Origin of the sequence: Christensenella sp., assembly GCF_034927525.1 — a bacterium.
In the GTDB taxonomy this organism is placed as follows: domain Bacteria; phylum Bacillota; class Clostridia; order Christensenellales; family Christensenellaceae; genus Christensenella.
The window spans coordinates 1-19,928 of the sequence record NZ_JAYFPU010000206.1; the positions used below are offsets into that span (position 1 = coordinate 1).

18 protein-coding genes and 1 riboswitch are annotated in these 19,928 nt (G+C 50.8%); of the genes, 6 read left to right on the plus strand and 12 right to left on the minus strand.

Features of this window, described 5'->3' with window-relative positions; translation table 11 throughout:
- The coding region (locus tag VB081_RS08360) for an ABC transporter permease (protein WP_323400366.1) at positions 1-1,595 on the minus strand (1,595 nt) is incomplete at its 3' end.
- Between the two features lie 160 nt (positions 1,596-1,755).
- On the opposite strand from VB081_RS08360, the gene VB081_RS08365 reads away from it, so the two are divergent.
- On the plus strand, positions 1,756-2,454 hold the full coding sequence (locus tag VB081_RS08365) for a TetR/AcrR family transcriptional regulator (protein WP_323400367.1): 699 nt from the start codon (positions 1,756-1,758) through the stop codon (positions 2,452-2,454).
- A 4-nt stretch (positions 2,455-2,458) separates the two neighbouring features.
- Positions 2,459-3,226, plus strand: a complete 768-nt coding sequence (locus tag VB081_RS08370) for a 4Fe-4S binding protein (protein ID WP_323400368.1) — start codon at positions 2,459-2,461, stop codon at positions 3,224-3,226.
- A 199-nt stretch (positions 3,227-3,425) separates the two neighbouring features.
- Here VB081_RS08370 and VB081_RS08375 read toward each other — a convergent pair whose 3' ends face one another.
- Complete coding sequence (locus tag VB081_RS08375) at positions 3,426-3,638, minus strand: hypothetical protein (protein WP_323400369.1); 213 nt, start codon at positions 3,636-3,638, stop codon at positions 3,426-3,428.
- Positions 3,639-3,796: 158 nt separating this feature from the next.
- Here VB081_RS08375 and VB081_RS08380 point away from each other — a divergent pair, with 158 nt between their 5' ends.
- The 3 genes from VB081_RS08380 (at position 3,797) to VB081_RS08390 (ending at position 7,137) form a co-directional block, all read left to right on the plus strand.
- Positions 3,797-3,955 carry an Arc family DNA-binding protein gene (locus VB081_RS08380; RefSeq protein WP_323400370.1) on the plus strand — a complete coding sequence of 53 codons (159 nt, stop codon included), beginning with the start codon at positions 3,797-3,799 and terminating at the stop codon, positions 3,953-3,955.
- 115 nt (positions 3,956-4,070) lie between these two features.
- A riboswitch (cobalamin riboswitch) is annotated at positions 4,071-4,257 on the plus strand.
- Between the two features lie 118 nt (positions 4,258-4,375).
- Positions 4,376-6,475: a ribonucleoside triphosphate reductase gene (locus tag VB081_RS08385; protein WP_323400371.1), complete on the plus strand. Its 2,100-nt coding sequence runs from the start codon at positions 4,376-4,378 to the stop codon at positions 6,473-6,475.
- Positions 6,472-7,137 (plus strand): anaerobic ribonucleoside-triphosphate reductase activating protein, encoded by a 666-nt coding sequence (locus VB081_RS08390; protein ID WP_323400372.1) that lies wholly within the window; start codon positions 6,472-6,474, stop codon positions 7,135-7,137. The genes VB081_RS08385 and VB081_RS08390 overlap by 4 nt, the downstream gene beginning before the upstream one ends.
- A gap of 56 nt (positions 7,138-7,193) precedes the next feature.
- Here the strand turns inward: VB081_RS08390 and VB081_RS08395 are convergent, their stop codons facing one another.
- From VB081_RS08395 to VB081_RS08440, 10 genes are all read right to left on the minus strand, one after another.
- Positions 7,194-8,171: an ABC transporter permease gene (locus VB081_RS08395; RefSeq protein ID WP_323400373.1), complete on the minus strand. Its 978-nt coding sequence runs from the start codon at positions 8,169-8,171 to the stop codon at positions 7,194-7,196.
- A 16-nt stretch (positions 8,172-8,187) separates the two neighbouring features.
- Positions 8,188-9,165, minus strand: coding sequence for an ABC transporter permease (locus tag VB081_RS08400; protein ID WP_323400374.1), 978 nt, complete (start codon positions 9,163-9,165; stop codon positions 8,188-8,190).
- A complete protein-coding gene (locus VB081_RS08405) occupies positions 9,158-10,654 on the minus strand; it encodes a sugar ABC transporter ATP-binding protein (RefSeq protein ID WP_323400375.1) in 1,497 nt (498 codons plus the stop codon). Before VB081_RS08405 ends, VB081_RS08400 begins: the two co-directional genes overlap by 8 nt.
- 107 nt (positions 10,655-10,761) lie before the next feature.
- Positions 10,762-11,970: a sugar ABC transporter substrate-binding protein gene (locus VB081_RS08410; RefSeq protein ID WP_323400376.1), complete on the minus strand. Its 1,209-nt coding sequence runs from the start codon at positions 11,968-11,970 to the stop codon at positions 10,762-10,764.
- A gap of 61 nt (positions 11,971-12,031) precedes the next feature.
- On the minus strand, positions 12,032-13,324 hold the full coding sequence (locus VB081_RS08415) for a DUF4340 domain-containing protein (protein WP_323400377.1): 1,293 nt from the start codon (positions 13,322-13,324) through the stop codon (positions 12,032-12,034).
- 27 nt (positions 13,325-13,351) lie between these two features.
- Complete coding sequence (locus VB081_RS08420) at positions 13,352-14,758, minus strand: GldG family protein (protein ID WP_323400378.1); 1,407 nt, start codon at positions 14,756-14,758, stop codon at positions 13,352-13,354.
- A 13-nt stretch (positions 14,759-14,771) separates the two neighbouring features.
- Positions 14,772-15,476 carry an ABC transporter permease gene (locus VB081_RS08425; protein WP_323400379.1) on the minus strand — a complete coding sequence of 235 codons (705 nt, stop codon included), beginning with the start codon at positions 15,474-15,476 and terminating at the stop codon, positions 14,772-14,774.
- Entirely contained in the window at positions 15,476-16,423 is a 948-nt protein-coding gene (locus tag VB081_RS08430; protein WP_323400380.1) for an ABC transporter ATP-binding protein, read from the minus strand. The genes VB081_RS08425 and VB081_RS08430 overlap by 1 nt, the downstream gene beginning before the upstream one ends.
- Positions 16,424-16,446: 23 nt before the next feature.
- Positions 16,447-17,625 carry an iron-containing alcohol dehydrogenase gene (locus VB081_RS08435; RefSeq protein WP_323400381.1) on the minus strand — a complete coding sequence of 393 codons (1,179 nt, stop codon included), beginning with the start codon at positions 17,623-17,625 and terminating at the stop codon, positions 16,447-16,449.
- 15 nt (positions 17,626-17,640) lie between these two features.
- Positions 17,641-18,531: an SMP-30/gluconolactonase/LRE family protein gene (locus VB081_RS08440; protein WP_323400382.1), complete on the minus strand. Its 891-nt coding sequence runs from the start codon at positions 18,529-18,531 to the stop codon at positions 17,641-17,643.
- A 431-nt stretch (positions 18,532-18,962) separates the two neighbouring features.
- Here VB081_RS08440 and VB081_RS08445 point away from each other — a divergent pair, with 431 nt between their 5' ends.
- Positions 18,963-19,904, plus strand: coding sequence for a sugar-binding transcriptional regulator (locus tag VB081_RS08445; protein WP_323400383.1), 942 nt, complete (start codon positions 18,963-18,965; stop codon positions 19,902-19,904).
- The last annotated feature ends 24 nt before the right edge of the window (positions 19,905-19,928 follow it).

Below are 19,928 nucleotides of genomic sequence, written 5' to 3' on the forward strand. Positions count from 1 at the left end.
AAGTTCACGTTTTTGAATTCCAGCAGCCCTTTGGGGTCTGTAAACTTTGTAGGATTTTTGGGATCCCTGATCTGCGGCTCCGTATCCAGCACGTCCGCGATGCGTTGGGCGGAAACGGAAGCGCGCGGCAGCATGATGAACATCATGGACATCATCAAAAATGCCATGATGATCTGCATCGCGTATTGGATGAACGCCATCATATCGCCCACCTGCATAGAGGAGGCCGCGATCTGGTTGGCGCCGACCCAAATGATGAGCACGGATATGCCGTTCATGATCAGCATCATGATGGGCATCATCAGCACCATCGCCCTGTTGACGAACAACGAGTTTTTGGTCAAGTCTACGTTTGCCTTGTCGAAACGGTCAAGCTCAAATTTCTGCGTGTTGAACGCGCGAATGACCATCAGTCCAGACAGGCTCTCGCGCATAACGAGGTTCAGACGGTCGACCAGGCTTTGCATCTTTTTGAACTTGGGCATGACGACCGCAAAGATCGAGCCGATGAACCCAAGCAGCACGACGACCGCAAGCGCGATGATCCACGACATGGAAACGCTCTTATTGAGCGCCATGATGACGCCACCCACGCCCATGATCGGCGCATAGATGACCATACGGATCATCAGGATGAGCACCATCTGTATCTGCGTCACGTCGTTTGTGTTGCGTGTAATGAGCGACGCTGTCGAAAATTTATCGAATTCCACGTTGGAGAAATTCTCCACCTTGGTGAACGTCTTTTCGCGCAGGTCGCGCGCAACGCCCGATCCGGTTTTTGCCGCCAGCAGCCCGACGACAACGGTACACGCCGCAGAGCCGAGCGCCAGTAAAAGCATCATCGCGCCATTGCTCCAAATGTAATCCTGCTGGAGCTTCATGGTATCGAGGCCGAGCGCCGCGTATTCGCTTTTCACCGCCGGGATCGCCATCTGCGCGAGCATGCTTGCGTCCATATTGCCAAGCTTCTCATCGAGCAGGCTGTCTAACGCCTGGTATACCGGCTGTGCATCCGGATAGGCGTTGAGCGCGTCAAAAAAGCCCGTTCCCTCCGGCTGCTGCGCATAAAACGCCATGAACTGCATCACCGCAGGCGGGATCGCCGCAGTTTTTTCCGTTCCATCCTCGTTTTGCTGCTTGTCGAGCGCAATGGTGTCCGAGCCACTCTTTTCCGCTTCTATGACCTGGTCGATCGCACTGATCGATGCAAATGGACGCGAAAAGGCTCCGCCAAGCTTCAGCTGCGTCGCTTCGTCCACCTTGTTTTCCACATAGATGTTTTCATTTTCGAGCGCCGGATATTCCTTTAAATAGGTATTATAATCCGCGCTGTCTTTTGTCACAAGCGTATAATTTGCCTGTACCAGTTCCTTTTGGCCGTCCTCCATGAACGCCTGCAGGGTATTCATTGTCCCCTCGCTCACCGCTTTTGGCGCCGCGCTTTCGATTCCGCCCTGTTGTATGCCGGTATCTACGATCTTCGACATATAATTAGGAAGCGATAGGTCACAGTACGCCTGCCCGAAGAGCAATATGACCGCCGCCACTATGAGCGCGGCATAAGGCTTCAAATATTTCAATATGCGCCTCATAAGTTCCCTCTTTCCTCTCTCTTTATTAAAATAAAAACTTTTCAATTTACCTATGATACCGCGGTTGCATAATAATGTCAATATGTTTTTAAAAAACATTGACACGGTTGCATAATTATGATAAGTTCAGTAGTAAAGTGCTATAGAAGGAAGTATCGTCATGGCTGAAAGAAATACCAAAGCAAGAATCAAACAGATCGGGCTGAACCTGTTTCGGGAGCGGGGTTTTGAGGATGTCACCATCAACGAAATCTGCGAAGCAAGCGGGGTCAATAAACATACCTTCTATTATTATTTCAAGTCCAAGGACGATCTTTTAGACGACTTCCACGAGATGAATTACGACATCAACACCGAATACTTTATGCAGATACTCAACGCCGAAAATTTCGTAGAACAATTATGGTTTTCTTATAAACCGTTCTTTGAGCATCTTAACCACTCCGGCACAGAGATCGCACGCCAGCTTTTCATTAAAAACTTGAACCGCGACGTTGGTACGTTCCGCATCGACGAACGCCGGGACGCTTCGCTAAAATTACAACAGGATATTATTGAAAAAGCGCAGGAAGCAGGCGAAATGCGTAATTCGTCCGACCCTAAAATGCTGCTTTCCCTCATGCACCAGTCGCTGATGAGCACGGCGTTTGCATGGGTCATGTCGGGCGGCAAATTCCAGTTCGATGAGGCGGCGCGCGCAGAAATGGAAGTTTTGCTCGACGTGAAACCCGCGCTGCGAAAAGCGGAGCACGTAGACCTTGACGCGATCTGGCGCGACTGGGAGCACAACCGCAAAAACATGCGCGAGATGCACAGGCATTGCCATCCGCCGCGTCGCGAGACCCCAAAAGGAGAATGATTTTATGGATATCACAGCCATCTATTTCAGCCCTACGGGCGGAACAAAACAATATGTGCAAAAAATTGCCGGGGCGCTTGGGGAAACATACGCCAGCCTCGACCTTTCTGATCGCGAGACCCGTCTGCGCGAGCATACTTTTTCAAAAGACGACCTCGTTGTGATCGGCGTGCCTGTATATTACGGCAGGGTGGTGCAGATCGATAACGGGCTGCTTAAACGCCTGCACGGCGACGGTACGCGCGCCATCCTTGTCGCGGTGTATGGTAACCGCGCATTCGACGACGCGCTGTTAGAGCTTTCAGATTTATGCGCCAAGCAGGATTTTGTTACGGCGGCGGCATTTACAGGCATTGCGCAGCACACGTTTTCTGAGAAGATCGCAACAGGCAGGCCGAATGCGGACGATCTTTTGGAGGCGGAGCGCTTTGCACAGGCATGCAAGGACAAGCTTTCTGCCGGTGGCGACGTCAGAGGCCCTGTACTGCCGGGCAACCATCCCTACCGCCCGTATGGCAGCGTGCCCTTCGCGCCCAGGGGAGATAACTCGTGCACAAGCTGCGGCGTATGTGCAAAGATCTGTCCGGCAGGAGCGATCGATCCGACAGAACTCAAAAAAACGGACACAAAAAAATGTATCCGCTGCTTTGCCTGCATCAAGGTTTGCCCGGTCGGCGTGCGCAAGGTCACGAGTCCTGTATACCGCATCGCGGTCAAAAAGTTAGAGGACAACCTGACGAAGCTCGACCGCCAGTGCGAGAGCTTCCTATAGAGGGCGTTATAGCGTGCCGAATCCGGCGGAGTCACGTCGGTGTTTGCAGGAGCGAGTTTTTGCGAAGCAAAACCCGAGCGAGTTGCGAACAGCCGTGACGACTGGCGGTAACAAGAAGACGGTGAGCCATCCAAGACTGCGGTAAGCTCCGTCGATAGGAAGCATGGCAGGCGCGGTCTTCGTTCAATCTGGTACGCCCCTAGCGGCGTTTTTTTATTTGCAGCACATCGTAGGGCTTACCCGCAAGCTCTGCCGCCTCGCCCACAGCTTCCACAAACCAGCTCGCTTCGTTGGCGACAATGACCACGGCGTGATCCGCCTCCAAAAGGGCGCACTCCGGCGGAACCAGTACCTTCATTGTATTATAATGCTCGATTTCTATTTCATCGTCTGTAAATAATAGGATTTTCATCAAATGTAACCTCCCTTTGAATTCATAATAAATGATATTTGCATTCATTCTTCACATTCGAATGATAAATACAGTTACAATAGATATAAAGTGAATTCATAAGGAAACCGGATATAGAAATGAGCGGAAAACACCTTGTGCAAATGACATCCAAAACTATGGGATCAACTTATACCCTAAGATTGTCACGCGAATTGCTCGACAAGCTTCATTATGTTGCGAGCTACGATGGGCGTTCCGCCAATATGGAGATCGTCCAACTAATTAAAGAGCACGTCGCGGAATTTGAGGCAAAGCACGGCAAAATCAATGACTGATCCACATAAAACGCCGCTTGCGGCGTTTTTTAATGTTTTCTTTTTATGAAATAGTTATTGACTTTTCTTTTTATTAGCAATACAATATCTATGGGTTAATTAAATTTAACTACACAGTATATTGTGTCTTGCAGGTGATCCTCATGGGATCACAATTGGGAAGACGGGTGCAATTCCCGCGCGGTCCCGCCGCTGTAAGAGCGTAGCTGCACGCAAAGTGCCACTGGGGGTAACACTTTGGGAAGGCGTGTGCGGCGTTATCATGCTCGAGCCAGAAGACCAGCCTGCAACGGTTACTCAAATACTGCCACGGAGTATGGCAAAGGAGTCAAGCGCTCTTTGTCCGGGCGTTTTTTTATTCTTACGCTTTATCCGCACTCATCATACATCCGCACTCATCATACACAAGGAGAAAGAATCATGATCACACAACTCAAAAAAAGAGACGGAAGCACACAGGCTTTCCAAAAAGAAAAAATTACATGGGCAATCTTCAAGGCCGTTACCGCAGTAGGCGGCGACGATTTTGATACCGCGCAAAAAATCAGCGACGACGTTGTCGATCTTGCGAACCTGCAATTAAAATCTGACACTGCCGACGTTGAGCAGATACAGGATCTTGTGGAAAAAGTCCTCATTGAGGGCGGACACGCAAAGACGGCCAAGGCCTACATCCTCTACCGCGAAAAACGCCGTGCCGCAAGGGAATCAAACGCCCTTATCGGCGCGACGATCGATATGTTCTCCGATTACCTGGACGACAAAGACTGGCAGATCAAGGAAAACGCCAACACGCAAAAATCCATCAACGGCATGAACAACTATGTGCGCGAAACGTTCACCAAGCAATACTGGCTGCACGAAATCTATCCGCAGGAGGTGCGCGAGGCGCATACAGGCGGCGATTTCCACATCCACGACCTTGGCTTTTTCGGCCCCTATTGCGCGGGCTGGGATTTGAAGCAGCTTTTGATGGACGGGTTCGGCGGCGTTCCGGGCAAGGTAGAATCTTCCCCCGCGAACCACCTGCGTTCCTTCCTTGGGCAAGTCGTGAATTCCACATTCACCACGCAGGGCGAGACAGCAGGCGCACAGGCGTGGTCTTCCATCGACACCTATTGCGCGCCGTTCATCCGTTACGACAATATGACCAAAAAAGAAGTCAAACAGGCGCTGCAGGAGTTCATTTTTAACATCAACGTGCCTACGCGCGTGGGCTTCCAATGCCCGTTTTCCAACCTGACGTTCGATATCGTCGTGCCGCGCACCTTAAAGGACGAGGCTGTGATCACGGGCGGCAAGGTGCGCAGGGAAACATACGGAGACTTCCAGAAGGAAATGGATTTGTTCAACGAATGCTTCTGCGAGGTCATGCTGGAGGGCGATTCCAAGGGACGCGTTTTCACCTTCCCTATCCCCACCATCAACGTAACGAACGAATTTGACTGGGACAGCCCGGTGGTCAACAAATTTATGGAGATCACCTGCAAATACGGCATCCCTTATTTTTCAAACTATATCAATTCTGACTTAAGCCCGGAGGATGCGCTTTCCATGTGCTGCCGTCTGCGACTCGATACAAAGGAGCTTAGGAAGCGCGGCGGCGGCCTGTTCGGTTCCAACCCCATGACAGGCTCGATCGGCGTTGTGACCATCAATTTGCCGCGCATCGGCTATCTCGCCAAATCCGAGGGAGAATTTAAGGCCAGACTTTGGCAGCTTGTGATGACGGCGAAAAACAGCCTCGAGATCAAGCGTAAGATCATCGAAGACCAGACAGACAAAAGGCTTTATCCGTTCTCTGCACATTACCTGCGTAACATCAAAATGCGCACCGACCAGTATTGGTTCAACCACTTCAATACGATCGGCGTACTGGGTATGAACGAAGCGCTTTTGAATTTCTTTGGCGACGGCACAGACCTGACCACGGAAAAAGGACAGGAATTTGCCGTATCCATCATGAATTATCTGCGCGACCTGATGACGCAGATACAGGAGGAAACAGGCCATTTCTACAACCTTGAGGCAACACCCGCAGAGGGTACGAGCTACCGCTTAGCGGAGCTTGATAAAAAGAAATATCCTGAAATCATTTGCGCAGGAGACGAAAAGGTTCCTTATTATACGAACTCCACGCAGCTGCCCGTCGGTTTTACGGACGATATCTTTGAGACGATGGACTTGCAGGACGAGTTGCAAAGTCTTTATACGGGCGGTACGGTTTTGCACCTTTACATGGGCGAGCGCATTTCCGACGTAGAGGTCGCCAAAAAACTGATCCGTAAAATCTTTACAAATTACAAGCTGCCGTATATTTCCTTAACGCCCACCTTCTCTATTTGCCAGGAGCACGGATATCTTGACGGCGAGCAGTTTTCCTGCCCTGAATGCGGCAGCGATACGGAGGTATGGAGCCGCGTGGTCGGTTACCTGCGTCCGGTGCAGAACTTCCACAAGGGCAAAAAGATGGAATACGACGAGCGCATCAAATACACGGTCAAGGAAAAGAGTCTGTGAACATTGCCGGGCTACTGAAAACGGCAACCATCGATTTTCCCCACCGGCTGGCGGCAGTTGTCTTTACGGCAGGGTGCAATTACGATTGCGGCTTTTGCCACAACCGCGGGCTGCTCACGACGACGGATTTCATGGACAATGACGAGGTCATGGCATTCTTAAAAAAGCGCGCAGGACTGCTTGACGGTATCGTGCTTTCAGGCGGCGAGCCTACGCTGCAAAAGGATATCGTACCTTTTGCGGAAGGTCTCAAAGAGCTTGGATACGACGTGAAGCTAGATACCAACGGCAGCTCTCCCCCTGTGGTGCGCACGCTGCTCGACCGTAAGCTCGTTGATTATGTCGCGATGGACTACAAGGCGCCCTTTGCGCGTTATGCTGAAATCTGTCGCGGACAGGGCGACAGCGCTCCCGTACTTGAAACGCTCGATATATTGTTTGAGTCGAACATCGAGTGGGAGCTGCGCACAACGGTGATCCCGCAGCTTAAGCCCGCCGACCTGCAAACGATGGCGGATGAGGTCGATACGCTTCCCGCTTATGCGCTGCAGCTTTACCGGCCTGTTGGCATCGAGAAGCTGCGTATCTATACGCCAAACGAGATCGACTCCTTCGCCAAAGAATTATCAAAAAGTCAACCAAACATCTTTTCCAGATGTTAAACAAAAGAACCCCCCTGGTCATCGACCAGGGGGGTTCTTTTTACTTATTCAGGTGGTTACTCTTTTGCCGCAACCATTTTCTTGCTGATTTTCTTTTTGCTACCACCAAGACTGTTTACAAGAACCGCCACATACAGCACGATACCTGTTACGATCTGCTGGAAGAAGGAATCGATGCCCATCATCTGCATCCCGTTGGTGAGGATCATCAGGATCAGCGTACCGATCACGACTCCGAGGATCGTGCCCTCGCCGCCCTTGATGTTGACGCCGCCCAGTATAACGGCTGCAATGACGGAAAACTCCATGCCTACGCCGATGGTCGGGTCGGCAGAGCCGAGGCGCCCTACCTGCCACATACCAGAGAACGCAGCGATCGCGCCGCTCAGGATGAAGAAGATCATACGCATCTTAAATACGTTGATACCTGCGTAATATGCAGCACTGTCGTTGCCGCCGATCGCGATCGCATACTTCCCAAGAAGCGTTTTCTTCTCAAGGAAAATAAACAATAGGATCACAGCGACCACAATGAACAGCGCCAGCGGGATACCGTCAAAGAATTTCATCGAGTTCCACGCCGTGATCGGCTTTACGAGCTCGTCACTGATCGGGATCGCGTTACACACCACGAGCGCCATACCCGCCGTGATGATCCACGTGGCAAGCGTCGCCATGATCGCCGGTATTTTCAGCTTTTCCATGATGACCGTATTAAGCACGCCGATGCCTGCGCCAAACACCATAATGATCGGGATCGCGAGCCACGGATTCACGCCCCAGATGCACAGGTAGCCGTAGAACATCGCCGAAAGCCCCATGATACCGCCGATTGACAAGTCGATCGCTCCGCTTGCGATGACGAACATCATCGAGCAGGCAAGCAACAGGTTAGGCAGGCTTTGGCGAACCATGTTCATCATATTGCGCATGCTGATAAATTTATCATTCTGCGAGAAAAAGAACACGCATAATGCGATCAAAATGATCAAAAGGACAATATTTTGTTTTGAAGATCTTCCTAATTTACTCATTGTTCTTCCTCCCTCCTCAAACCTTGATCCGGTTGCGAATGATATTGTTCATCAAAATCGCAAGGATCAGTACCACGCCGCGCACCACGTTCTGGATATATTCCGTCATGCCCTGCATGTTCATAATATTTCCCAGCACAGCGATAAACAATGCACCGATCAGCATACCCAGCACCGTGCCACGTCCGCCGTTGATGTCCGTACCGCCCAAAACCGCCACGATGATACAGTCGGATTCCAGACTGGGGAAGATACCGCTGTCGGCAGCAGCAAGACGCGAAGTCAGCACTACGCCGGCAAACGCCGCCATCATTCCCGAACCCATAAATACTCTTGAAATGACTTTTTTGTCGTTAATGCCCGAAAGCTTTGCATTCGTGATGTTAGAACCGACCGCATATACCTTGCTTCCGAACGTTGTTTTGCCCTGGATGATCATAAAGATGACGACAGCGATGAGCGCATATACCATAGGCATCGGAACGCCGCCGATCGTCTGACCGATGATGCCGATATCCTGCGGCAGGTTGAACACCACTGCGCCGCCTGCGCCAATAAGCGCCACGCCACGGCAGATGTAGCTGAACGCAAGGGAGATGATGAATGACGGCAGCTTGAACTTCGCAATGGAATATCCACTTAAAAATCCGAAGCCCCCGCCGATCAATACCGCAAGCACCGCCGCGACCAGCACAGGCACGCCTGCAATGGTCATTAGGCCGAACAGCACGGCGCCCATTGCGCCCACACCGCCAACCGACAGGTCAAGGTTTCCTGAAATAAGCACCAGCGTGACCGCCGCACCAACCATAATGATGCTGGACGAGTTCACAAAAATGTTCAATATATTTGTATAGCCGAAGAACAGATCGGGCTGTAATATAAAACCAATAATACACGCTACCACAAAGATCAGGAAGATCGTAAGGTTTTGTACGCCGTCAGAGGTCATTTTCAGGCCTTTTTTCTGCGTCAGCGTTTTCTCTTTATTCATGATCCGTACCTCCTCCCGTAACGATATGCATGATTTCTTGTGTTTTGAGTGTTTCGTCGTTGTTCATGATGGCTTTTACCTCACCGTCAAACAGCAGCACAATGCGGTCACACAGGCCGAGTATCTCCGGCAGTTCGCTGGAAAAAACGATAGCCGAGCAGCCGTCTTTTACCATCTGGCGGATGATATGGTATATCTCCTGCTTTGCACCTACGTCAACGCCCCTTGTCGGCTCGTCGAGCAACAGCACCTTCGGGTCTGCGTTCAAGCACTTTGCCAAAACGACCTTCTGCTGGTTACCGCCGGAAAGATAAGCAACGGACTGGTTTTCGTTACGGCAGGCAATGCCGATGGAGTCGATGTACTTTCTGGCGACCTCAGCCTGCTTTGCCTTGTTGAGCATGCCGTTTTTGGAAACCGTGTGATAGTTCATCATCGGCGTATTGGATGCAATGGAAAGCGCGGTTGCGATTCCCTGCGTCCGGCGCTCCTCCGGCACAAGGGCGATCCCCTTTGCAAGCGCCTTGCCCGGCGTTTTCAAATCCGCTTTTTCGCCGTCCACAAGCACTTCACCAATATACGGATCCGCTCCGTAAAGCGCCCGCGCGATTTCTGTCTTGCCCGCGCCGATTAGGCCGTAAAAGCCCAATATCTCGCCTTTATAAAGATCAAAGTTGATGTTTTTCAGCTTGTCCGTCGTAATCCCGTTTACTTCGATCGCTTTTTTGCTTTTATCCACAGCATTGGGAACATAATCCTCCATGATGACCTTGCCGATCATCAGCTGGATCAGATCGCTGCGGTCTGCAACCTCGCTGCGCGGCTTTGTTTCGATGTGCTTGCCGTCGCGCAGTACCGTGATATAGTCTGCAAGCTCCATGATCTCTTCCAGACGGTGCGAAATGTATATAATCGTAATCCCCTGTTTTTTCAGATCGGCTATGATCTCAAACAGGCGGTTGACCTCTTCTTCTGTCAAAGCCGCGGTCGGCTCGTCCATGATGATAACGTCCGAATCCATCGCAAGCGCTTTTGCCATCTCAACGACCTGGCGTTTCGCAACGCTCAACTCCTCGATATACTGCTTGGGCTCGATTGATGCGTCGATCCTGCGCAGTACGTCAAAAACCTTTTGGTTGGAACTTTTTTTGATGATACCGAATTTTGTCTCCTCAAGGCCGAGACAGATATTTTCTTCCACCCGTAGCTTCTCAACGACGTTAAGCTCCTGGAACAGGCATCCGATGCCGCTTTTCATTGCATCCTTTGTGCTTGTGGGGCTGAACTCTTTTCCATTATATAGAATCGTGCCGGAGGTTTTGGGATGCGCGCCCGTCAATATTTTGATCAACGTAGACTTCCCCGCACCATTTTCACCAACCAGACAATGGCATGAACCTTTTACAATGTTAAAACTAACGTCGTCAAGCGCCTTGACACCGGTGAAATGTTTTGAAATGTTTTTTATTTCCAAAATATGCTCAGGCATTTGAACCTCCATTTCTGATGTTTACCGCCAGGCGGTAAATGTTTAACTTTTTGCAGGCAGGGGAAACCCCTGCCCGCAATCTGTTTCATTCTTTGGTTTCGCGTAACTTACGCTACTTTGTTGTCTCCAAACGTACCAACCAGATCCAGTTCCTTTTCAGGCATATACTGTGTGTTGTACCAATCCTGCATAGATTTCACAGAATCTTTGTAGTAGTTGAAGTACGTATCCGGTACTTTTTCTTCTACATATACGTCGTTGTCCATTTCGCCGTTGATCAGCTTCATGATCATGTCGACCTGCGCATAAGCAAATGTCTGCGGCTGCATGCCGAGGCAATACTTGAGCGAAGACGTCGGATCAGCGATCTTGTTGAGCTCGCCGTCGGAAGCGTCTGTCGAAGCGATGATCTCTGTCTGCGGAACGCCGTCTACAGCTTTGCCGCGGCCAGCAGCTTCATATGCCGCCAAAGCGCCAAGACCGTTGGAAACGTTGTCGCCATAAACGACATTTACATCCGGGTACTTTGTGATCGCGTCAGAAGTTACCTTCGTTGCTTTCTCAAGGTCTCCGCCTGCATGCTCCCAGTAAGTAGCGCCTGTGAGCGTTTCGCCAGCTGTGTTCTTAAAGCCTCTGTCATCTGTCGGCAGATAGTCAACAACTGTCTTTACGCCAGCCAGGAACGGGCCGCTGCGGTTGTCAAAGCAGAACGCGATGTCTGTCCAGCTTACAAGACCTACCTGAACTTCTTTGTCAGGATACAGCTCGATCCACTGTTTCGCCATATCAGCGCCCATCTGGGAAGCAACTTCCGCCTCGTCGATCGCAAGGAACGGAACCTTCTTGCCCTTTGCCGCAACATTGTATGTCATGATGTTGATGTCAGCATCGCGTACTTCGTTGATGATCTCATCAACGCCGTCTTCCGTTACCGGATGCAGGATGATGCCGTCAACGCCTTTGCTGATGAATGTCTCAACCGCAGCAATCTCTTTGTTGAGGTCGCTGTCCGGATCGATGACTTCGTATGTAGCGCCATACTTTTCATCTGCATAGATCTTTGCCCATTTTGCATCGTTACCGTGAACGTCATGCTTTAACGTGATCGGCACCTTACCGATTACAACGTCTGTCTTTGCAGCACCACCCTCTGCAGATTCCTCGGCGCCTTCGGACGCTGCCGGAGCTGCCGCAGATTCAGACGCTGCCGGAGCCGCGGACTCAGATGCTGCCGGCGGAGCCGTGCAAGCGATCAGGGCTACTGCTACGAGCATAATCGCGATAACGATAGCAACCAATTTTGTACTCTTTTTCATTTTCTTTATTCCTCCTTTTTTATTTATATTAATACCGTGTTATGCGGTATTTATCGGGTGATCAGCCGGCGACCGCCGCAACTCTTTCCATCAGAGCATTAAGCCGTCCCTTATCCATATAATAGACCGCACTGCCGTCAGAAAGCCCCATAAAATAGGTGCTGTCGTCACGCGGCAGAAGTGCCAGTGTCAGTTCCTGTCCGTTTGTAAGCGTGGTCTTCATGTTCGCCACCGCCTGCATATCCTTTGCCCCCGCATCGTCCCTGCCATCCGCAAGAAGCAATACATATTTATAGTAGATGCCTACGAAATCCTCATAATCGATCATTCTGCCATTTACCGACGCGGTCTGCATGGCACTGTTTACCGCAAAGAGATATTGTTTTCCGCCGATATTCATTTCGATCGAACTGATATCGTCTATATTCGCCTTGAGCGGCGATATAAACAACAGGCTTTGTGCGTTAAGCTGCGAAAAATCGATATCTGCCGTATACAGCATTGCGACGTCGTCCTCGCTGCCCGTACGGACAAAGGTCGCGGCGCCGGATTTGTTCCCAAATTCCAACGTCTGCTGGTTTCCGCTTGCGTCCACCAAGATCAGTGCGTCCTTTGCGTCGCTTAGGCCCATGTCGCTTTCTGTGACCTGTGCCATATCCGGGAATCCCGCAATCGTCCACCCCCTGAGCATTTCAAGGATCTCGTTGGTCACGATGCTCCTCGCCGGTGCTTCGTACGGATAATTGAGATACCAGCTCGTCCCGTCTGATATGAGACTCACGCTTAGCTCTCCATCCTTATAGTAGGCGACCTGCCGCAAATTTGCGCCGTCCACCGTGAACACATTTTTATCCCTGTAGGCTGTGAGGCTCCCGTCGAACTGCGCCACATTCGCCGAAGGCGTGAGCGCCACGACATTGCTGTCCTGATCCTTGACGTAAGCGCTGCTACTGCTTATTGTAGGCCTCCCTACCAAAAAGCTGTATTCCGCGCCCCCGCTTGTCCTTACCGTTACGTTTGCCGTTGGCTGCTCGAACCCATAAAGGCCGATCTCCTGATCGAGCACGCGCGAAATCGTGAAATGATTGAGCGCGTCCAGCATCAGCTTCATTTTTTCATCGTTCGTGCGGTACTGCTGCCCGTTTTCCGAAACGATCCATTTTCCGTCGACGAGATCGAATGTATATGTTCCATACCCGTTCGTGATTTCAATATGCTCTGCCTGCTGCCCGTCTAGGGAAAACAGCTTGCCGGATAATGCAGGATCGTTCGAATTGCTGACCACCGCATATACGGCGATCAAAGCAGCAAGCACGATGACCAGTATGATTAACTTTTTATGCTTTTTCAGCATTCCCCGTCCTCCCCGGCCGTCGCTTCGCTATTTGTTCTTCTTCATGCGCCATACGAATATCGCGCCTACGAACATCACGAGCGGCATCACCACACAGCAGATGATCATCAGCTTTACAAAATCCGCGCCGCGCACCACCATGCTATTGGAGTTGATAACCTTTCCGGCGATCATCGCGGAGTCGCGTCCGCCATTTAACCAGTCAACACTATTAATGAACAGGTTACTGTTTCCCTGCATTTCAAGGTTTCCGTCTGTCATAAAATTGGAATCCCCGATGACCACCATACGCGGCCCGTTTTGTTCCACCGCGTACGCTAAGTTGATGGGCCCCTGTACGTCTTTTTCTGTCATGCCGTTTTCCGCAATGGATACATCCGTGCGCATCCACGAGGAGGGCGACGATTGCAGCAGCGGCGTCAGCTTGACGTCGTCCGCATGCTCAACTTCCGTCAGTCCACGTACAAGCGGCAGCACCACATATTTCTGGTCGTTTATCATTTGCTCTGTGATGGCGTGTTCGCCATACCGCGGGATCAGGTACATGTTGCTCGTCGTCAGGTAGTACGACTGATCCTCCTCGAACACAAAGTTGTTTGCAATATCAATGCCGTACGAACGCGTGATCTCGCCGAAGTTTTTCAGCTTGTCCGTATTGGTGCTGAGTGTCGGATCCACGCTCAGCAGGAACTTTCCGCCCGCTTCAAGGTATGTGCGCAACGCCGCTGCTTCTTCGTCAGATAAGTCTTCCGCGGGGGAAACCGCGATCACCATCGAAGCATCCTCGGGCACGCTTCCTTTTTCCAGCAGCGAAAGCGTATCTACTGCGTACGCGTCCCGCTCCAGCAGGGCTACCGCTTTTGCGGTGTCCGTGCCTGTTTTCAGCTCGTCATGCCCTTGTAAAAAGTATATCTTTGGTAGCGTTTCCGCTGTCACATAGCGGATCGCGCCCGTGATCTCGCTCTCGCCGTAAAACTGGTTGCCCGTTTCGCCCGACGCAAACAGCTCTGTCGGGGCGATCACCTTATACCGTCCGTTGCCGTTGACGATGATCGTGCCGTTGGGTACGGCCTTCACATCTCCAAGCTCATAGCCTGCAAGCATGCCGGGGTTTTTATCCACATCCAGAAATTCTACTTGAATGTTGGGAGAAATCTTCTCGTACTCTTTCAAGAGCGCGCTTACCATGGCATCCTGATTGCTGTCCGAATAAACCGCTCCGATCTTTACCGTGTCCGTAAGGCCGTCCGTAACGTTTTTTGTTTCTTCGCTTAACACAAACAGCTTCTGTCCTGTCATATCGTATGTCCACGGCACGCGGTATGCAAGCTGTACGCCGAATACGACGATCAGCGCCACCACCACAATCCATATGATGGAGGTGACCATAAATTTCTTCTTTTTTGCCGCAATAACTGATTGTTCTTTCTTCATCTCTGCCTCCCCCTCAGTTAAACCGGCGTTTTTCCATGCTCTTGATGGTCAGCAGCACGAAAACGATCGTCAGCCCGATGTAATAGCAGATCGGCCCCAAACTCAATATACCGAGTGTGAACTGGTCGTATTGCACTGTGATCGCGATCGCGGAAAGCATAGGCGTCAGCACGGGGATCGTCATCGACTTCGTGAACGAGGCCAGCAAAACCATGAAAAACAAAAGCCCGAAAGAAGCGATCGCCGCCGTGATCTGGTTTTCTACCATCGAGGAGATGAACAGGCATACCGAGCTCATCGCCATACCGAGCAGGAAAAAGCCCAGATACGAGGCCGCAAGCGCCCCAAAATTTGGGTCGCCGTATGCCGCGATAATGCCCACATAGACCAGCGTCGCCAACAGCGCGATGCCAAACAGCGTCAGCGCGGCAAAGAATTTGCCCAGCACGATATCCGTCATCTTGAGCTTGGACGTTACCAGCACCATTTCCGTACCCGCCTGCCGTTCTTCCGCGAACAGCTTCATTGTGAGCACCGGAAAGATAATAAAAGCAAAATTTTTCAGCAGGTCGAATGTGCCCGCCATATCCCCGTTGCCCCCGAGGAGGTTGTAGATCGTGAACATGATGCCCGACAGGATGAGGAACACGCCGAGGAAGATGTAACCAAAAGGCGTTGTGAAATAGACTGCCATCTCTTTCTTGTACAGATACTTCATCACTGCGCCTCCTTTCCCTTACGTGCATCCACCGCAGTCAGGTTGAGGAACACCTGCTCGAGTGTCAATTGCATATTTTTCATTTCAAGGATCGCCATATTTTCCTGCGCCAGCGCGAAGAAAATACGTTTGCGGAGCGCAGGGCTGTCCTGCTCTGAGATGTGGAACCAGCTTCCCTGTCCAGCGCCCTCTGCCGGCGCAAAGCACGATTCGTCCATCACGCCCGCAAGCACCCGTTTCGCTTCGGCTTGTTCTGCATCCACCAGCAGCAGGAATCCGTTTTTGCCCTGCTCCAGCTTTTCCATCTGGTCGACGGCCACAACGCGTCCTTCGTTTAAAATCACTACCTTTTCGCATACCATGTCGATCTCCGACAGGATATGCGTGCTGAATATGATCGTATGGTTTTTGCCAAGCTCGATCATCAGCTTTCTGAAATCGGCGATCTGCCGCGGGTCGAGCCCTACCGTCGGCTCGTCCAAAATCAGTATTTCCGGCATACCCATCAGCGCCCCGGCAAGGCCTACGCGCTGGCGGTATCCTTTGGAAAGATGCGCGATCACACGTTCTTTTACGTGTGCGACCTGCGCGATGTCCATCACTTCTTCAATACGGGATGCGCGTTCTTCCTTTGCGATCCCTTTGATCTCTGCCATAAATTTCAAGTATTCAGCAACTTCCATTTCCAGATAAAGCGGCGGAAGCTCGGGCAAAAAACCGATCTTGGCAGCGGCTTCGCGCGGATTTTCCACCACGTCGATGCCATCTACCAATATCGTTCCGTTTGTGGGCATCAGGTAACCCGCGATCATTTTCATGATCGTGGTCTTACCTGCGCCGTTCGGCCCGAGCAGGCCGACGATCTCACCCTTATTGATTTTGAAGCTGACATTCTCTACCGCTGTCTTTTCGCCGTATTTTCTTGTCAGGTTGCTGATTTCAATCATATTGTCTCCCGCAGCAGCTTCCTTTACAGACAGAGCTCAAACATCTCGCGGATCACGGCCTCGTTATAGCCGTATTCCTCTTCCTCGCCCCATGCCCGTGCCGTCGCAAGCGCGTCCGGCGTCATTTTGTCGATCGCGTCCGGATCGGTGATCCCCGCTTCGCTGAGCGTCACCGGTGCGCCGATTTTCTTAAACCATGCCTCGATCGCCGCGATACCCGCGCAAGCCGCGATCATATCGTCTTCGTCGCGCACGCCGAATACCTCGCGTGCAAACTGCGCATATTTCGCCGTTCTTTCCTTCAGATAATACCGCATTGTCGCTAAGATCGTTACCGACATCGCAGCGCCGTGCGGCGTGTCGTAAAAATTTGACAGCGAGTGACCCAGAATATGAATGTTGGAGTTCGGCAGTCCGAATCCGCAATCATAGAACCCGCACCATGCGTAAGACGCCTGCCACATCATGATCGCCCGTGCGTCTTTGTCTTTGGGGTCTTTTAACAGCCTGTCCATACATTCCATAATGGAACGGATGCCGCCTTCGCAGAAATGGTCCTGATATGGCGCAAACGCGAGCTGGTGTCCCAAATAGTGCTCCAAAAGGTGCGATACGATATCCGCCGCCGAATACGCCGTCTGGCGGATCGGGATCGTGTAGGTGAGTTCAGGGTCTAAGATACATACGCGTGGCTTCATGATCGCGCTTACAAAGCCGTCCTTGCGGCGCAGCGTTTCGTTTGTGATAACAGCCGTACCGTTAAGCTCTGAGGACGTCGCCGGGATCGTGACCACCACGATCACAGGGATCGTATCTTCGATCGCCGCTTTGCCCGTCGGGAAATCCCACGGATCGCCGTCATATTTTGCGGCCACACCGATGAACTTTGCTTCGTCCATTGCGCTGCCGCCCCCAAGAGCAATGATCACGTCCGGCTTCTGTTCCTTCGCCATCCTGATCCCGTCTGCCGCATGCTCCGCCGTCGGATTGCTCTTCACGCCGAAGAACTCCAGCAGCTCGACGCCCGCAGCGTCACAGCTCTTTTTGACTTTATCGTAAAAACCTACCTGTTTTACAAAATCCTCGTCATATGTAACAAGCATTGCTTTTCTTCCAAAGCCCGCAGCCTGCTCGCCTACTTTTGATACTTCTCCTTCGCCGAACACGATCTTGGTCGGCACCTGAAATTCGAATGCATACATGATTTTTTACTCTCCTTATTTATTTACTTGATAGAAATGGTCTCCGGTTCCCCTGACTGCGCTTTTCGCGCAAAACAATCCGCCGGCTCCCTGATTTGCCTTCAATTCTTCTTCGGAATAACAATACTTGGCAGTCGCTAAGTACAAGTCCTTCATATCTTCTCCGCCAAAACCCGTGCAGCACGCGAATTCCACCGGAATCTTGATGGTCTCCTTCAGGTTCATGTCTTTGTCCCATACGGATACCTGCTTCGTCCAGTGACAGATATAGAGATTGTCCTCGCTGTCGATACTCATGCCATCCGGCATACCGAGCTCGCCAAATTCGATAATGACCCTGCCTTTACCGACAGGCCCGTTATCGATATCGTAATCGTAGCTGATCAGCGCCTCATTAAAGGTGTCGATCACATACATTTTTGTTGCGTCTGCGTTCCATACGATCGCGTTATACTGGTTGATGCCTTCTTCTACTACATGTACGCTCATGTCCGTATCCACCATATAAAAGTTACCGCGCATATCCGGCCTATAGTCGTCCGTGCCGTAAAGCTTGGAGACCGAGCTCGTGAAAATACGTCCCTTGGGGTCGATACGCGTATCGTTGTAGCGGTTCTGCTTATTCCCGCTTTCCGGATCACACAAAAGCTCGAGTTCCCCGTTTTTTAGGTCAAGCAGGTGCATTCCTGTGTCGAGCGCACAGAACAATTTATCCACATCGTTCGTCGGAACCGCGCTGCCAATCAGCGCATTTGTTTTCCATACTTCCTGTTCTTTGCTTTTGGGATCATAGCGGTGTACGTCGCCCGTAAAAAGATCCGTATAGTAAAGCTTGCCGATCCGCTCGTCCCAGACAGGCGTCTCTGCTATTTCAAAGCTTTTGTCAAGCACTAAATCAAATTTCATTGGCCGTTCCTCGTTCGTTTATTTTTGTTAATTTCATTAACTTTAGTTAATTTACATAAGATATTGTTAATGTTGAAAACATTAATCTACATTCTTTACTTTTCATTCTGTTGTACTTTGCTGATTTCTTGTAAAAGTTATTCGTTTTCAAATGTTAACTGTATTGAAAAAAGTTAACATTCAGTTGATACTTTGATTAAAACACAAATGATTTATGAAGTCAATCGCTTTTTTTACATAAATACCTCTTTTGGGGCAAAATAAGTTAACATTTGGATATCATATTTACATTTGCTTGACAATCGTTAACGTATCCCTTACTATCATATTAAGAGTTTTTTGCCTATATAATAAGAAATGGGGACAAAACATTGGCCTTTTCTGTTGAAGAACGATACGATTTAAAGATTAAAATTGCACATTTATATTATATGGAAGATAAGACGCAGGCTGAGATTTCAAAAATGCTGAATATCTCCCGTCCGACCATCGTCAAAATGCTCAAAGAGGCAAAAATCGAAAAAATCGTCCGCATCCAGATCGCGGAGCCCCGCCAGACAAACGCCTTTTTGAAGGACGAGCTTGCCCTGCGGCACCTTTTGGGGATCGAGGACGTAAAGATCGTGAACGTGCCCAGTGAAAACCGCGACATTATCGACGACCGCATCGGCAGCGCCACGGCGACCTATACCGCCAACCTGTTAAAAAGCGGCGGACACATTGGCTTTGGGTGGGGGCGTACGCTTGAATGCTTTGCCGAGAAGGTGAAGACCACCAACAAAATCAAGGACGTGGAATTTATCCCGCTGATCGGCGGCCTCGGCACAAACCGTGAGGTCAACATCCTGTCAAACGCGTTATGCGAAAAGGTCGCTTCCAATTTCCCACGCAGCACGGTGCGTTATCTGTACGCGCCTATGATCGCCGCGAACATTTTAACGGCACAGGCATTCCTGGATTCCAAGCCGTTGAAAACGATCTTTGACAAAGCAAAATTACTTGATTTGGCAGTCGTCGGCATCGACGGAGAATTGGATCACTCCTCTACCATTGAAAATGTGCACGCCACAGATTCGGACGCCGTCACACGCGGAGATATCGAAGATCTCAGAAAGAACAACGCGGTCGGCTGCATCTGTGCCCGTTTTTACGACGTCGGCGGAACGCCATGCAACACGTCTCTTAACCAGCGCGTGATCGCCGTCAACACCGCCACACTCAAAAGCATCCCCACGGTGGTCGCTGCCGCGGGCGGCAAATACAAGGTTGACGCCATCATCGGCGCGGCGCGGGGCAAGCTGTTCAACGTACTGATCACAGACGAATATACGGCCAAAGGCATTTTAGAGCGTCTAAAGCCGGAAGACCAATAACGAACCATCCAAAGAGGGATTATA

What these genes read in the sequence shown, in the direction of transcription:
- VB081_RS08365 (WP_323400367.1), top strand. Translation starts at nt 1,756, where the DNA reads ATGGCTGAAAGAAATACCAAAGCAAGAATCAAACAGATCGGGCTGAAC.
- VB081_RS08370 (WP_323400368.1), top strand. Translation starts at nt 2,459, where the DNA reads ATGGATATCACAGCCATCTATTTCAGCCCTACGGGCGGAACAAAACAA.
- VB081_RS08375 (WP_323400369.1), bottom strand. Translation starts at nt 3,638, where the DNA reads ATGAAAATCCTATTATTTACAGACGATGAAATAGAAATCGAGCATTAT.
- VB081_RS08380 (WP_323400370.1), top strand. Translation starts at nt 3,797, where the DNA reads ATGGGATCAACTTATACCCTAAGATTGTCACGCGAATTGCTCGACAAG.
- VB081_RS08385 (WP_323400371.1), top strand. Translation starts at nt 4,376, where the DNA reads ATGATCACACAACTCAAAAAAAGAGACGGAAGCACACAGGCTTTCCAA.
- VB081_RS08395 (WP_323400373.1), bottom strand. Translation starts at nt 8,171, where the DNA reads ATGAGTAAATTAGGAAGATCTTCAAAACAAAATATTGTCCTTTTGATC.
- VB081_RS08400 (WP_323400374.1), bottom strand. Translation starts at nt 9,165, where the DNA reads ATGAATAAAGAGAAAACGCTGACGCAGAAAAAAGGCCTGAAAATGACC.
- VB081_RS08405 (WP_323400375.1), bottom strand. Translation starts at nt 10,654, where the DNA reads ATGCCTGAGCATATTTTGGAAATAAAAAACATTTCAAAACATTTCACC.
- VB081_RS08410 (WP_323400376.1), bottom strand. Translation starts at nt 11,970, where the DNA reads ATGAAAAAGAGTACAAAATTGGTTGCTATCGTTATCGCGATTATGCTC.
- VB081_RS08415 (WP_323400377.1), bottom strand. Translation starts at nt 13,324, where the DNA reads ATGCTGAAAAAGCATAAAAAGTTAATCATACTGGTCATCGTGCTTGCT.
- VB081_RS08420 (WP_323400378.1), bottom strand. Translation starts at nt 14,758, where the DNA reads ATGAAGAAAGAACAATCAGTTATTGCGGCAAAAAAGAAGAAATTTATG.
- VB081_RS08425 (WP_323400379.1), bottom strand. Translation starts at nt 15,476, where the DNA reads ATGAAGTATCTGTACAAGAAAGAGATGGCAGTCTATTTCACAACGCCT.
- VB081_RS08430 (WP_323400380.1), bottom strand. Translation starts at nt 16,423, where the DNA reads ATGATTGAAATCAGCAACCTGACAAGAAAATACGGCGAAAAGACAGCG.
- VB081_RS08435 (WP_323400381.1), bottom strand. Translation starts at nt 17,625, where the DNA reads ATGTATGCATTCGAATTTCAGGTGCCGACCAAGATCGTGTTCGGCGAA.
- VB081_RS08440 (WP_323400382.1), bottom strand. Translation starts at nt 18,531, where the DNA reads ATGAAATTTGATTTAGTGCTTGACAAAAGCTTTGAAATAGCAGAGACG.
- VB081_RS08445 (WP_323400383.1), top strand. Translation starts at nt 18,963, where the DNA reads ATGGAAGATAAGACGCAGGCTGAGATTTCAAAAATGCTGAATATCTCC.